General features: G+C 52.0%; 16 protein-coding genes. All 16 read right to left on the bottom strand.

Annotated elements, in window-relative coordinates; all coding sequences use genetic code 11:
* Positions 1-9: 9 nt before the first annotated feature.
* Positions 10-555 carry a ubiquinol-cytochrome c reductase iron-sulfur subunit gene (locus KQI79_RS18385; RefSeq protein ID WP_290370018.1) on the bottom strand — a complete coding sequence of 182 codons (546 nt, stop codon included), beginning with the start codon at positions 553-555 and terminating at the stop codon, positions 10-12.
* Between the two features lie 185 nt (positions 556-740).
* Positions 741-1,151 (bottom strand): DUF2487 family protein, encoded by a 411-nt coding sequence (locus KQI79_RS18380; protein WP_216539752.1) that lies wholly within the window; start codon positions 1,149-1,151, stop codon positions 741-743.
* 93 nt (positions 1,152-1,244) lie between these two features.
* Positions 1,245-1,424, bottom strand: a complete 180-nt coding sequence (locus KQI79_RS18375) for an IDEAL domain-containing protein (protein WP_216539751.1) — start codon at positions 1,422-1,424, stop codon at positions 1,245-1,247.
* A gap of 23 nt (positions 1,425-1,447) precedes the next feature.
* The gene (locus tag KQI79_RS18370) at positions 1,448-1,954 is read right to left on the bottom strand and encodes a gamma carbonic anhydrase family protein (RefSeq protein ID WP_216539750.1); all 507 of its coding nucleotides are present in this window, start codon (positions 1,952-1,954) and stop codon (positions 1,448-1,450) included.
* 82 nt (positions 1,955-2,036) lie between these two features.
* Entirely contained in the window at positions 2,037-3,158 is a 1,122-nt protein-coding gene (locus KQI79_RS18365) for a hypothetical protein (RefSeq protein ID WP_216539749.1), read from the bottom strand.
* Between the two features lie 86 nt (positions 3,159-3,244).
* The gene (locus KQI79_RS18360; RefSeq protein WP_216539748.1) at positions 3,245-3,829 is read right to left on the bottom strand and encodes a histidine phosphatase family protein; all 585 of its coding nucleotides are present in this window, start codon (positions 3,827-3,829) and stop codon (positions 3,245-3,247) included.
* Between the two features lie 16 nt (positions 3,830-3,845).
* Positions 3,846-4,427, bottom strand: a complete 582-nt coding sequence (locus KQI79_RS18355) for an anti-sigma factor family protein (RefSeq protein ID WP_216539747.1) — start codon at positions 4,425-4,427, stop codon at positions 3,846-3,848.
* Positions 4,424-5,017, bottom strand: a complete 594-nt coding sequence (locus KQI79_RS18350; RefSeq protein ID WP_216539746.1) for an RNA polymerase sigma factor — start codon at positions 5,015-5,017, stop codon at positions 4,424-4,426. Before KQI79_RS18350 ends, KQI79_RS18355 begins: the two co-directional genes overlap by 4 nt.
* Before the next feature lie 541 nt (positions 5,018-5,558).
* Entirely contained in the window at positions 5,559-6,653 is a 1,095-nt protein-coding gene (locus tag KQI79_RS18345) for a prephenate dehydrogenase (protein WP_216539745.1), read from the bottom strand.
* A 23-nt stretch (positions 6,654-6,676) separates the two neighbouring features.
* A complete protein-coding gene (gene hisC / locus KQI79_RS18340) occupies positions 6,677-7,774 on the bottom strand; it encodes a histidinol-phosphate transaminase (protein ID WP_216539744.1) in 1,098 nt (365 codons plus the stop codon).
* A 21-nt stretch (positions 7,775-7,795) separates the two neighbouring features.
* Positions 7,796-8,608, bottom strand: a complete 813-nt coding sequence (gene trpA, locus KQI79_RS18335) for a tryptophan synthase subunit alpha (RefSeq protein ID WP_216539743.1) — start codon at positions 8,606-8,608, stop codon at positions 7,796-7,798.
* On the bottom strand, positions 8,589-9,800 hold the full coding sequence (trpB, locus tag KQI79_RS18330) for a tryptophan synthase subunit beta (RefSeq protein ID WP_216539742.1): 1,212 nt from the start codon (positions 9,798-9,800) through the stop codon (positions 8,589-8,591). Before trpB ends, trpA begins: the two co-directional genes overlap by 20 nt.
* Positions 9,797-10,516, bottom strand: a complete 720-nt coding sequence (locus KQI79_RS18325) for a phosphoribosylanthranilate isomerase (RefSeq protein WP_216539741.1) — start codon at positions 10,514-10,516, stop codon at positions 9,797-9,799. Before KQI79_RS18325 ends, trpB begins: the two co-directional genes overlap by 4 nt.
* A complete protein-coding gene (trpC, locus tag KQI79_RS18320; protein WP_216539740.1) occupies positions 10,513-11,325 on the bottom strand; it encodes an indole-3-glycerol phosphate synthase TrpC in 813 nt (270 codons plus the stop codon). Before trpC ends, KQI79_RS18325 begins: the two co-directional genes overlap by 4 nt.
* Positions 11,315-12,340: an anthranilate phosphoribosyltransferase gene (gene trpD, locus KQI79_RS18315; RefSeq protein ID WP_216539739.1), complete on the bottom strand. Its 1,026-nt coding sequence runs from the start codon at positions 12,338-12,340 to the stop codon at positions 11,315-11,317. Before trpD ends, trpC begins: the two co-directional genes overlap by 11 nt.
* 16 nt (positions 12,341-12,356) lie before the next feature.
* Positions 12,357-13,910 (bottom strand): anthranilate synthase component I, encoded by a 1,554-nt coding sequence (trpE, locus tag KQI79_RS18310; protein WP_216539738.1) that lies wholly within the window; start codon positions 13,908-13,910, stop codon positions 12,357-12,359.
* Between the last annotated feature and the right edge of the window lie 335 nt (positions 13,911-14,245).

Raw genomic sequence — 14,245 nt, 5'->3', positions numbered from 1 at the left:
CTACGCCTCCTATTTCACTCTCGTATTCTCGATAATATCCCCCAAGTAAACCCATCCGTTTTCAATCCTAATGTCGTACTGTTTCAACGGACCGCGCGCTACGGCAAGCTGCTTGCCGTCTTTCGTGTAGTGGGCTCCATGGCATGGGCAGTGGTACTCGTTCGGGAATTTTTTGTCGCTGTTCCAGCCGACCGTACAGCCTAGATGCTGACAAATCGGAGACAACGCAAAAATCTCTCCCTTGGAATCTCTCGCAATGTATGCGGAAAAAGTCGGATCGCTCTCATACCAGCCGTCAACCTGATGTTTCTGGAAAGTAAATTCAGTCGGCTCTTCCGTAATTTTGCTCTCTTCGGCAACTTTCACGAATGCGCCTGTATCTTTCTTCTGCAACAGCGGATCCACCGCGAATCGAATCATCGGAATAACCGCCCCGCCCGCCATGAACGCGGTAGCGCCGCCTAACGTATACGTCAAAAATTGGCGCCGGGAAATTTCTTTGCGCGTCAGACCGCCGTGGTTCGTCGTCTCTTCATGTTCGTTATGGTTACTCATTCTGTGCTCTACCCCCCTTGTCAACCATATCTTGCGTCATTTCAATGACCAAAATCACTTATTAACTTGGACATAATTATAATATCTTAGGCGCCCTATAGCGTCAAGAATTTCCAAGCTTATTTATAAAGCAGATGAAGCGCAGATGATTCAAATGTTGAGAATTTGTCACAATTCAATCACAATTATCGCCAAAGCTCCTGCACCATCCTGGAAATGTCCGCCGCTCTCGGTTTCCCGCCCGGCTCGCTCTCGGACGTCGGCGATATCGCCAGATCGGCTTCGGGAAACGATTCGCCGTTCAATTCGAGACGCGACGAAATCAAGATGACGTATCGAAACCCCGCATTCTTCAATTGACGGCAAACTTCGTTGACCCCGTCTTCTCCCCCGGCATAATGCATGGCCGGATATGTAACGACTCTCCCGCGGAACGGAATTTCGACCATATCCATCCAATCCCGCAAATCTTCCAAAGCTTCGGTCGTTTCCCAAGGTTGTTCCCGTCCGGTTAACCCGGTGACCGGCAGAAGGCAAGTATCGAGGTATGGTTGTAGTTCTTTCCATTCTTCCGCTGAAATATCACTAAATTTCATTTTTTCCACCCCTTCAGGTTTTCATTATATACGGAAGCGTATAAAATTGAAATCGTCTTGGCCGAACAAAAAAAGAAACGCGCGCGCGTTTCTTTAATTTAAAGTTTTCAGTTGATCGGTTAGCAAGCGGAACGTCGCTTCGTCCCCCGAAGCCAGCGCCTTGTCGATTTCCTCGTATATTCGTTCTGCTCGATATTTGCGGAGCGCCTCGTCCAATGCCATTTCCGCCGCCAAACTCAACATCGCTTCATAAGTAACTTTCATTTTATCCATAGGATGCACCTCCAAACCAACGTTTAAGAGATCCTATATTCCTTTCCTTTCACCACATAACTTTCCGCTGTTCGACGCATACGCAATAAGTCTTCTTCGGTTAACTCTCGGACGACCTTGGCGGGTGAACCTAGAGAAAGAGTATAGGCCGGAATTTTTTTGTTCTCGGTAACGATCGAACCTGCCCCTACTAAAGCATATTCACCGATTTCGGCTCCGTTTAGTACAATAGCCCCCATTCCGATTAATGTACCTGTGCCTATCGTACAGCCGTGTATGATGGAGCCGTGGCCTACAGACACGTCGTCCGCGACGATGAGGGGCTGATCGGTATTGACATGGCCGACGCATCCGTCTTGAATATTGGTGCGCTCTCCGATCCGGATCGGAGCCAGGTCTCCGCGCAATACCGCATTGAACCAAACGGACGATTCGTTGCCGATCGATACATCGCCGACAATCTTGACGCCGCTCGCTATATAAGCCGATGGCGCCACGTTCGGCATTATTCCCGAATAAGGTATGTACATTGGGCAACCACTCCTGTCTAAAATGCGTGTTCAAAAAGTGTGAACAACCTCTAAAATTGGAGTGATTTTACCAGTCATCGCTTTACTTGTCAACCGGGAGCTCGATTTTATCTTCATGCGAGACGTAGATGCCTTGAATCAACGCGGATCCCAGCTTCGTTACGACGACCGCCCTGCCTTCCTGCTCGTCTTCTCCGAAACGGAGCAAACCTAGATGAAGCATCATTTTCAAAATGCGTTCTTCCAAAATCGACTCCGCGTCGTCATAGTAATAAGGTTTAATGAACGGACAAATAATTGTGCGCAGAGAAGACACAGATACCCAATTCCGGGCGCATATGTCCACCCAATGAACGAGTGACGACAAATTCGGGATCGCTCCTTTGTACAACCGCAACCAGAAGCGATATAACTGTGTCAACTGCGGTTTCGTTCCTTCCGTTATGCACTGTTGTCCCAATTGGGTCAGCGCAAGCCGATTGTCGCGTTCTTCAATAAACCCTTGATAATAAGCGAAGTCGTAGAGAAGCGAGAAGCGGTTCGGATATTCTTTGAAACGGCGACCGTAACCGAATCTCCACCCTCCCTTTGCGACCAAATCTTCGTTGACGGCAAACCTTTCGAATAATTGCTGCTGATTTTTTCTGTACATCGCTCCTTCCATATTCAACGGAATGTCTTGCTCATACACATATCGTAGAAATTGATGAAAATCGTCCAATATCAACATCTGTTCGTCCCTGTATACCGACGGCTCTCCGGTAAAGGTCAGCTCGCTGCGGAATCTGTTCGACAACGCCTCGCGGAACCGTTCCCTTAAATCCAGCGGCACCTGAAACAAATAGCGGGAATGATGGGAGTAGCCGTTAAACAACCAGCCGAGATGTTTAAATTTCATAATCGTATCCCGCGGGCTGGAGGCCGCCTCTTCCGATTTCTCAAACCTCGTTTGTCCGACCCGGGCGACAAGCTCCTCGAGGCTGAACGAATTGCGCTGATCGAACAAAATCGAATTCAAAAACCGCAAGTCTTCCAAACTAAGCCGGTTAATATGTTGTTCGAAAATATCTCTGCGGCTGACGGTGGACAAGATCGATTGAATCAAATCGTTTTTGGAATTTGCGTTGCATTCGCAATTGTAATAGTGTGCGATGCGCGTCAATTGCTGGATGTCGGCAAAACTGAGCATATCTGCGAAATTCATAACTTCTACGCCCCTTTTACAAACCATTATTGGATTTTTGCCGGCTTTTATTCTTCGAAACAAAAAAAATAGCCCAAATATTCGGGCTATTCTATCGTTTGTAAATGACGAGTGCAATTGTAGAGAAGCGGAATCCATTCGGCGTCCTTTCTTTCCAGTATCGTAAAGGAAAGATTGCCGATATGCTCCTGGAACCGGTCTTGAAATAGGGCGGTATACAGTTGAGCCAAGAAACTGCCGTGCGTCACGACCAAAATATTGGATTGCGGATACCGGCCGTACAAATCTTCGATAAAGTCGAGCCCTCTCGCCTGCATCGATGCGTCGGTCTCTTGACCGAGATCGAGCCGCTTCCAGTCGGCGCCCCATCTGCGAACTCTCTCTTCTTGCGTCGTACCTTCGACCGAACCGTACGACCGTTCAATGAGCCGAGGGTCCGGAGGCAATATCGGCATATCCAAACGTTCGGCAATGATTCGCGCCGTTTCTAGCGCGCGGGATAAGTTGCTTGAAACGATATAATCCCATGGTCCGGCATCGTCGATAAGACGCGAAGCCATTGCTTCGGCTTGCTTCCTTCCGTCCGCATTCAGCGGAATATCCGTTTGTCCTTGAATTTTGCCAAGCGCATTCCAATCTGTCAATCCGTGGCGAATTAGTCCGATTTGCACGCGTGTCTAGTTCCTTTCAATGTCGTACTCTTGCGAGCCAGTTCAGCATCAGCAGCGTAAAGGCTACGCCCAATAGAGAAAGCGCGATCCAGTATTGCGGATATGTAGGCACGACTTTCAAAATCGGCGGATCGCCAATGCTGGCAACGGGTATTTCTCCGAGATTAAAATCGGTCGTAAAGTTCATCTCCGAAGCGACTGCGGTCGGAATCAATTCGTTATGTTTCGGTCCGAGACCGCCCGTCACGGCAAGATACATAAAACTGCACAGAAATACGGCCATAAAGCATGCTACCAGCGCGGCGATGTTCCGTCTGAGCTTTGCCGTGAAAGCGTAAGTGCGGTGGCTTACGGGAGCGAACCATGACGATTCGGCATAAATCCGATTCATCACATTGTCGCTGACGTCGCCCGATGCAATCGGAACGGTATCCTCCGAGAACGAAAGAATCAGTTCCTGGCTCTCTTCCCATATTTTAAATTGTTGGGCACAGCTTGCGCAATATTCGATATGGCGTTCCACCTTGATGCGGTTCGCATCCCCTTGCGGCAGATCCCAATAACTGCCTAGCAATTCTTGTACCTCAAGGCAATTCATCTCGATTTCATCCCTTCGTATTCCTCATAAACGGTCTCGACATAATATGGCTCCAGCTGCGTCTTGACGCTAGCTCGCGCTCGGAATAATAAAGATTTGACAGAACTGACCGTTTGCCCGAGAATATTGGCGATTTCCTGATAATCCAACTGGTCGTATTCGCGCAATATGAGCGCGGACCTTTGCTTTTCGGGCAAATTATTGATCGCTTCCCGGACCATGCTTACTTTCTCACTGCGCAATATCGCTTGCTCCGGTGCAATTTCGGGCGGAGCAACGGGAACGATCCCGCTTTCGTCGAGCGACACGTTGCCGGCCCTTTGCTTGCGAAGCTCGCTAAGCACCGTATTTCTAGCAATCGTGTACAACCAAGTGGAGAAAGAAGCGTCCACCTCGCGAAACGAATTCAAGCTGCGAAACGCTTTGTAAAACGTCTCCGAACATAAATCTTCCGCTAGCAACTCCAATTGCGCGCTCTTTAACATATGATATATAAATGCCAGAATTTTCCTTTGATAACGTCGCATTAACTCCGAGTACAACTGCACGTTCCCGTCTTTAATTTCACGAATTAGCTGGGAATCGGTCATCGATGAGATCCTCCTTGACCAACCATGTTCCTCCCAGTTCGAATTACATATTAATACCGAACAGGGCAGAAAAAGTTGCGGTATTCCGCAAAAATTTATCCTTTTCTTCGAATGAATCGTTCCGAATATATAGAAAGCAAGTTTTATCGCCAATAGGACGGCAAAGCATCCGTGTCAGAAATCTACCAAAACCTATGTAGGAAAGTCGATAACCTTCTATTAGCAAACTACACCATTTTTTTGAAAACATACCTCTCTTATTGTATCATATCTTGGCTCGTCCAAGGATAAATATTTTTTAAGAATAAAAAAAGAACCACCTGAAAATCAGGTGGCTGCACAAAAGTGCCATGTATTTGGATAGGAGTGGAGAGAAACCATACTGTAGTTTTATTATATGTATACGTTTTCATTTTGTCAACAGTTGTTTTTCACTTTTTCGGGGGCGCATGGATTTAGGGAACAAATGCCGCCTGGAACGCCTCCAAAATCGGTTCGTCAGGCGGCGGCATCGTCCCATATATTTCGTCATCCAACGGCTCTATACGTATACTTTAAAATCCATCGACTCGAGCAGAGCGTACGCCCGATCCTTATCCTCCTCGTTGCGGAAGGACAGGCGAAGCACGCCGGGAACGTCCTCCCTGCTCTCGATAATTTGCAGGTTGCTGAGATTGACGTGGCTGTTGCCGAGTTCTGTCGCGATTTTGCCGATAATTCCCGGATGGTCGGGCACGTCGACATACAGATCGTACAAGGACGTTATTATTCCTTTCCGCCGCTCCGGCAATCCGCTGCGGAACCGGCTCGCTTCGTTGAATGCTTGCTCGATCCCTTCCCCGTCCCCGCGTTTCAGCAAATCGATAAAATGAGCGACTTCGCCGTTCCAGTCCTCCAGCAACGCCAGCAGGACTTCCTTGTTGTTCAGCAATATATCGCGCCATATAACCGGATCGCTCGATGCGATCCGCGTAATGTCGCGGAAGCCTCCCGCAGCCAGGCTGCGGTAGAGCGCGTTCGTTTCGTTATACCCTTTAATCTGATTGACGAGCGCGACGGCGATAATATGCGGCAAATGGCTAATGGCGCCGACGATATCGTCATGCAGCTTCGGATCTACCCTGACGATTTGCGCTCTCGTATGCAGCAAGAGCCGGCGAAGGCTCTCATAGGCTTCTTCCGAACCGTCCGGCTCCGGCGTAAGCACATAGAAGGCGTTCTCGAACAGCAGCGAAGTCGCCGCTTCCACGCCGGACCGCTCCGATCCGGCCATCGGATGCCCTCCGATAAAATGGGCGTCCCGCAGATCGATCCGCCGCGCGCAAGCGGCGATCGACGCTTTCGTGCTGCCGACATCGGTAATGATGCATCCCGGTTTCAGCGGCAGCCTGCTTAGCTCTTCCAAATACGCTTCCAGCCTGCCTACGGGAACACATAAAAAAATAAAATCGGCGTCTTCCGCCGCTTCGCTCATGGACGTCGTCGCGAAATCGACTACATTCCGCGCCATATATTTGCGAACCGAGTCCGGGTTATTGGAATGTCCGACGACGGTCATCCCCGGCTTGCCTTTAAAGCAAAGAGCCAGGGATCCACCGATGAGTCCGACTCCAAAAATCGCGATTTTCGTTGTCATTGACTTCACTCATTTACAATAGATTAAGCTTCGACGGGAATTTCATTCATTACTTGTTCCAGCGCATGAACGAACTTATCGTTTTGCTCCGGCGATCCTACCGTCACGCGAATATAAGTAGGGTACATCTTGTGGCCGGCGCGCGTAATGATGCCTTTGCGCAGCAATCCGTCGAATACTTGAGAGGCGGGCCGCTTCACGTCCACCATAATAAAATTACCATGCGCCGGGAAGGAGGACAACCCTAAACGGGCAAATTCCTTTTGCAAATATTCGATGCCCGCAGCATTGCTGCTGCGGCATTGTTCGATGAACTGCCGGTCCTGAAGCGCCGCAAGCGCCGCCGCTTGGCCGAAACGTGTCGTATTAAACGGCTCGCGCACTTGATTGATCAATTTAATCACATCCGGATGGCCGACGCCGTATCCGATCCGGAGGCTGGCCAATCCGTAAATTTTGGAAAATGTGCGCAATAAAACGACGTTTTTGAAACGGCGAAGCAAAGCGAGACCGTCCGGATAGGAAGGATCGGTAACATATTCGCAATAAGCCTCGTCAAGCACGACCATAACCGTCTCGGGCACCTGTTCGATAAAACGAATAAGTTCGTCATGCGAAACGATCGTACCCGTTGGATTGTTCGGATTGCAAACCCAAATGATTTTCGTCTTGTCCGTCACTTTGCCGAGCATCGCTTGCAAGTCGTGCGTACCGTCCCGAAGGGGCACTTCGATCGCAAGCGCCCCTTCGATGTCGGTGTTATGTTTATATTGCGGGAACGTTTGATCCGCCATAATCGTTTCGTCGCCAGGCGTAACGAAAGCGCGCGCAATCATAAGAATCACTTCGTCGGAACCCGCTCCGAACACGATTTGATTCGTCCCGACGCCTAAATGTTCGGCGACGGCGGCCGTCAAATCGACGGCGAATCCGTCGGGGTAAATGCTGGTGTTACGGATTTCATCGGCAATCGCCTGTTTCGCCTTATCGGAACAACCGTACGGATTTTCGTTCGATGCGAGCTTGATCACTTCGCTTAATCCGAGTTCCCGCTTCACTTCTTCCATCGGTTTCCCAGGCTGGTATATCGGCAAATTCACTATATTCGGTTTCGGTTGCACCGGCAATCATCCTTTCTGTTTTCATGCTTTTAATTGTCGCACAAAATTTTGGATTTGCAAGAGTCCTTGATCTTTCGTAGACGGGGAGCCGAGCAGCGGCAGCGCCTGTTCGATTTCGCGCACGATTGCGCTTCCGACGACGACGCCGTCGCAAAGCTGCGAGAACATGCGGAATTGATCGTTATTGGAAATGCCGAATCCGACGGCAACCGGAACCGAGGCATGCTCTTTCACCGTAGCGATAAATTGCCCGATTCCTTCATGGAATGCGGCTCTAACCCCCGTTACGCCGAGCGAAGAAACGCAATATATAAATCCGCCGGCGCGGCTGACGATTTTGGCGATACGGTCATTGGACGTCGGCGCGACAAGCGGAATCAGATGAATGCCCGCCGCAGCCGCCCGTTCGCGGACTTCCGCGTCTTCTTCGAACGGCAAATCCGGAATAATCATTCCGCTTATATCGTTAGCCTGCAGCAGTTCGAAGAATGAATCCAGGCCGAGCTGCAGCACCGGATTATAATACGTAAACAAGATGAACGGGAGTTGCACGCCTTGATCTCTCGCTTCCTTCGCGACATGAATGCAATCGAGAATCGTAATCCGGCTTTCAAGCGCCCGTTCCGAAGCGCGCTGGATGACAGGGCCGTCCGCAAGCGGATCGGAATACGGAACGCCGAGCTCGACGATATCCGCTCCGGCAAGCTCCAGTTGTTTCAATATTTCGATCGTCATCGCGATCGACGGATCCCCGACCGTCAAGAACGGGATCAGCGCGGTCTTCCCTTCCTGAGCGAGCCGTTCGAACGTTTGATCAATGCGATTCGTAGCCATCCAAGCCACCTCCCAAATAGTTCATGATCGACTCAACGTCCTTATCTCCGCGGCCGGATAAACTAACGACGATAATATCATCCTTGCCCATGGTCGGAGCAATCTTGATCGTTTGCGCGACGGCATGCGCCGATTCGAGCGCCGGGATAATGCCTTCCGTCCGGCATAACAGCTGCAAGGCGTCGAGCGCTTCGCCGTCCGTGATCGGCACATATTGCGCCCGGCCGCTGTCTTTCAAATACGCGTGTTCCGGACCGATACCCGGATAATCGAGTCCGGCCGAAATGGAATGGGCCGGTTGAACCTGGCCGTATTCGTCCTGCAGCAAATAGCTGAAGGAGCCTTGAAATACGCCTTGGCTTCCTTTCGTCATCGTAGCCGCATGATAAGGCGTGTCGACGCCTCTCCCCGCCGCCTCCACGCCGACCAGCCGGACCGTTTCGTCCTGAACGAACGGATAGAAAATGCCCATCGCGTTGCTGCCGCCTCCCACGGCCGCGACCACAACGTCGGGAAGGCGCCCTTCCGTTTCAAGAATTTGCTTGCGGGCTTCGTCGCCGATAATGCGCTGGAAGTTGCGGACCATCATCGGATAAGGATGCGGCCCGGTAACGGAGCCGAGAATATAAAACGTATCCTGCACGTTGCTCACCCAGTAACGCAGCGTTTCGTTGCACGCGTCTTTCAGCGTCCGCGTTCCGGACAACACCGGCACCACTTCGGCTCCGAGCAGCTTCATGCGGAATACGTTCAATTGTTGCCTCTTCGTATCTTCCTCGCCCATGAAAACTTTGCATTCCAAACCGAGCAAAGCCGCTACCGTCGCCGTTGCTACGCCGTGTTGGCCCGCGCCCGTCTCGGCAATCACTTTCTTCTTGCCCATCCGCTTCGCCAGGACGGCCTGTCCGATCGTATTGTTAATTTTATGGGCTCCGGTATGATTCAAATCCTCGCGCTTCAAATATACTTTAGCGCCGCCGAGATGCTCCGTCAGCCGCTGCGCGTAATATAATGTCGTCGGCCGTCCGGAATATTGCTTCAACAAATAGTTGACCTCTGCCGTAAATTCGGAATCTTCGGCAAATCGGTTATATGCTTCCTCCAATTCAAACAATGCGTTCATCAACGTTTCGGGAACGTAACGTCCGCCAAACCCGCCGAACCGTCCGTTCTCATCCGGTACTCGATTCATCCGATTTTCACCCTTTCCACAAATGCCGTAATTTTCGCGATATCTTTCACGCCGTCCGTTTCCACGCCGCTCGAGACGTCGACGCCGTCCGGCCCATACGCTTCGATCAATCCGGCGACGTTATCCGCATCCAGGCCGCCGGCGACGAGCAATTTCACGCCTGCCTCGCGCGCCCAAGCTTGATAGCGCGGAATCCGATCCCATGCGAACGCTTTGCCCGATCCCCCCGCCTGCTCCGGATCGTACGTATCGAGCAAAATCGCGTCGACGGCTCCTGCATACGCCGCTATCCGCTCCATCGCTCCGTCCTTCAGGACCGCCACCCCCGCGGCGTTCTCAGCGCCGCTTGCGGCCGTACCGCCATCTTCGCGAGCGGTCGCAATGGAACAGCTTTTATATACTTGCACTCCGAACGTCTCTTTCACCCAACGGCAAAATTCCGGCGTTTCCTGCCCGTGCAGCTGCACGACGTCCAATTCGGCTTTGGACAAAACCGCCTGCAACTCTTCCTTGGCCGGATTGACAAACACGCCGACCGTCAAAGGGGCAAAGCCCTTCTGTGCGCGAATAAAGTCGATCATCGTCCGTGCCTTCTCCGCATCGACTTGCCGCTTGCTCTTGGCGAACACGAAGCCGACTTGATCGACCGGCAAGTTTATCATCGATTCTAGCAGTTCAACCGTTTGCAGTCCACATATTTTCACCGTCGCCGTCATGAGCGCACGCCCCCTTCGTTCCGTACCGGCCCGAGCAAATCCGTAACGCCTTGCGCGACGACCGGCTGCCGCATGAAATGTTCGCCGATCAGGACGGCATGCGCTCCGGCCGCTCGTACGAACTCGATATCTTCCGGTCCGGCGATGCCGCTCTCGCTTACAATGGTAACGCCGTCCGGCATCTGGCCGATCAAACGCTCGGTCGTGCGCAAATCCGTTTCGAACGTATGCAAATTGCGGTTGTTGATGCCGATCAACGTCGCTTTGTTCAACTCCAGCACCGCCTCCAATTCGGCGCTGTCATGCACTTCGACGAGCGCGTCCAGGCCGATCGATTTGGCCGTATCGATATATTCCGCGATTTGGGAAGGCGTTAATATCGCCGCGATCAACAAAATCGCGTCTGCGCCGATCAATCTCGCTTCGTAAATTTGCCGCGCGTCGATCGTAAAGTCTTTGCGCAGAATCGGAACGCCGACGGCTCGACGCACCGATGTCAAATAATCGTTGCTTCCTTGAAAATACGTTTCATCCGTCAATACGGAAATACAATCGGTACCCGCGGCTTCGTAAGAACGGGCGATCTCGACCGGATGAAAATCGGGGCGGATCAACCCTTTGGACGGCGAAGCTTTCTTCACTTCGGCGATCAAACCGACCTCGCGCTTGCGCTTCGCGGCAAGCGCTCGCTCGAACCCTAAACATGCCGGCATCTTCGCGATATTCCGTTCGGCTTCCTCCAGCCGAAACGTTTCCGCGAGCCTGTTCACTTCTTCTTTCTTCGTTGCTACAATACGGTCAAGAAACATAGCTCAGTTCTCCTGTCGTTTCAATTAATTGTTGCAATTTTGCGTAAGCTTTGCCCGTGTCGATCGCTTCCGCCGCCGCCCGCACGCCGTCCTGAATCGACGGAGCCAGCCCGGAGACGTAAATGCATGCGCCGGCGTTGGCCAATACGACGTCCCGGTATGCGCCTTGCTCCCCTTGCAGGACGCGGCGAATAATGTTCGCGTTCGTAGCGGCGTCTCCGCCCAATACTTCGTTGATCGGATAAGTCCGAAGCCCGATCGCCTCCGGATCGATATCGTACGTTCGAATATCGCCGCCGACCAGCTCCGATACTTGCGTTGGAGCGGAAATGCTGATTTCGTCCAATCCGTCGTGGCTCGATACGACCATCGCCCGTTTCAGGCCGAGCTGCTGCATGACCGAGGCGATCGTCGCTGTCTTGCCGCGGTCGTAAATGCCGAGCAATTGCCGGTCCGCTCCCGCCGGATTCGTCAACGGGCCGAGCATATTGAAAATCGTCCGTACGCCGAGTTCTTTGCGCGGCGCGGCCGCATGCTTCATCGAAGGATGGTAAAGCTGCGCGAACAGAAAGCAAATGCCGATCTCGTCCAAACATTTTGCCGCTTGATCGCTAGTTAAATTAATATTGACGCCCAGCGCTTCCAGCACATCCGCGCTGCCCGCCCTTCCGGATGCGGACCGGTTGCCGTGCTTGGCGACCCGGACCGATACCGAAGAGGCGATAATGGCCGAAGCCGTCGAAATATTGAATTTGTGAATGCCCGATCCGCCGGTGCCGCATGTATCGAGCAATCGATACTGTTCGGTTCGGAGCCGATTCGATTTGCTCCGCATCGATTCGGCGAAGCCGGTAATTTCGTCGATCGTCTCTCCTTTGATGCGAAGCGCCGTCAGAATGCTCCCGATTTGCGCCTGCGTCGCGCGGCCCTCCATAATTTCATCCATAACCGAACGCGCTTCCTCGCGCGACAAGTCCTCTCCGGCAATCAATTTCCCAATCGCTTGTTTCATCATGCCCGTCCGCCCCTTTCTATGCTTTTACGAAATAATCCAAGTTCGTGAACCGCTTCTCGTCCTCGGGAAGCTTCGTCACGAATATTTCTTCCGCCATCCGAATCGCTTTCAGCATCGCTTTCGCCTTATTCTGCGTCTCCAAATATTCGCTCTCCGGAATCGAATCCCATACGATCCCCGCTCCCGCCTGGACGTACGCTTTCCCTTGCTTGAAAATGATCGTCCGGATCGTAATGCAAGTATCCATATTTCCGCCGAATCCGAGGTATCCGATCGCGCCTCCGTACGCTCCGCGCGCTTCCTTCTCCAATTCCGCAATAATTTCCATTGCTCTTAACTTCGGCGCGCCGGATAACGTTCCCGCAGGCAAGCAGGAGATGAACGCATCGAAAAAGTCTTTGTCATGCCTAAGCTTGCCGGAAATATTCGAAACGATATGCATCACGTGCGAATACCGTTCGATCTCCATGTACGAGTCGCAGCGCACCGTACCGAATTCGGCCACGCGCCCGATATCGTTTCGCCCCAGATCGACGAGCATGACATGCTCGGCGCGCTCTTTCTCGTCGGCGAGCAATTCCCGCTCGAGCGCCTCATCCTCTTCCGTTGTCTTCCCTCGCGGTCTCGTGCCGGCGATCGGCTTCGTTTCCACCCGTTCCCCATCCACCTTCACCAACGCTTCCGGCGACGTTCCGACGATGATCTCGTCGTCCATCTTCAAATAATACATATACGGCGACGGATTCATCGTTCGCAATACGCGGTATACATGGAGCGGCGAAACGTCTGTCGCGATATGGAACCGCTGCGATAAGACGACTTGAAAGATGTCCCCGGCGCGAATATACTCCTTGGCCCGCTCGACATTGCTCAGGAACCGTTCCTTCGTCACATTGGAATGCACTTCCCCGAGATCGACGTCTTCCGGGATCGGTTTGCCGCTCATCACGGCATACGAGATCGGCTGCTTCAACTTTTCGACGGCGGCATCGATCTTGCGCGACGTCGTTTCGTACGCTTGTCTAATTTGCTCGTCGGTCGCTTTGTCCGGGATATGCACGTTGGCGATCACTTGAATTTGCTGCTTCATATGATCAAACACAATCACTTGGTCGCAAAACATAAATTGAATGTCGTTCATCTGCATATCGTCGAGCTCATGGGCGGGCAGCTGTTCGTAATACTGAAGCAGATCGTAACCGAAAAATCCGATCGCTCCGCCCGTAAACGGCGGCAGTTCCGCAAGCGAAGGGCTGCGGAAGGAGCGCAAATACGACTTCAACGTTTCGATCGGCTTCCCTTCCATCTTGCGGACGCCGTCTTTCGTCTCGATCTCCATCATGCCCATCTTGCCCTTGATCATCAAGAACGGATCGGTCCCGATAAAGGAGTAGCGGGCCCATTTCACGCCACCCTCGACACTTTCCAGTAAAAATGCCCGCCGGTCTTGGTAAAAGTGTTGAAAGATGCGAATCGGCGTTTCCGTATCCGCCATTAACGTCCGTACCAGCGGAATCAAGTTGTACTCTTGCGCAAGCCGAATCACTTTATCCACATCAGGGGTCGCCATGAACATCACTCCTCGTTTCGCTTGATCGAGTTGGCCGAAAATAAAAAAACCTCTACCGAAGTAGAGGTTGTTTCGAAATGGTTATAGTCCGGCGAAGACAAGAAACAAGGCACTTTATAGTCCATGCCTGCAACAAACTGCGGCAAGAAATATAAAGACCGCTCCCGGCCTTCTCGATATATTGCTGTATAAGCACCGCTCTCATACTGCTCTGCTCAGGCTCATCTCTACGGACTAACTACTCTTCTCAACTAAGCTCAACTCTCGTTACAACCACTATACACGATAAGGGTAGGTACGTCAACGATCGTTTTGCGAAGAGGGGTTCCCATTAG

It is taken from the genome of Paenibacillus sp. MSJ-34 (genome assembly GCF_018918005.1).
GTDB lineage: Bacteria > Bacillota > Bacilli > Paenibacillales > Paenibacillaceae > MSJ-34.
Note: the sequence above shows the minus strand (reverse complement) of the source record. Positions and strands in the feature narration are given on the sequence as shown.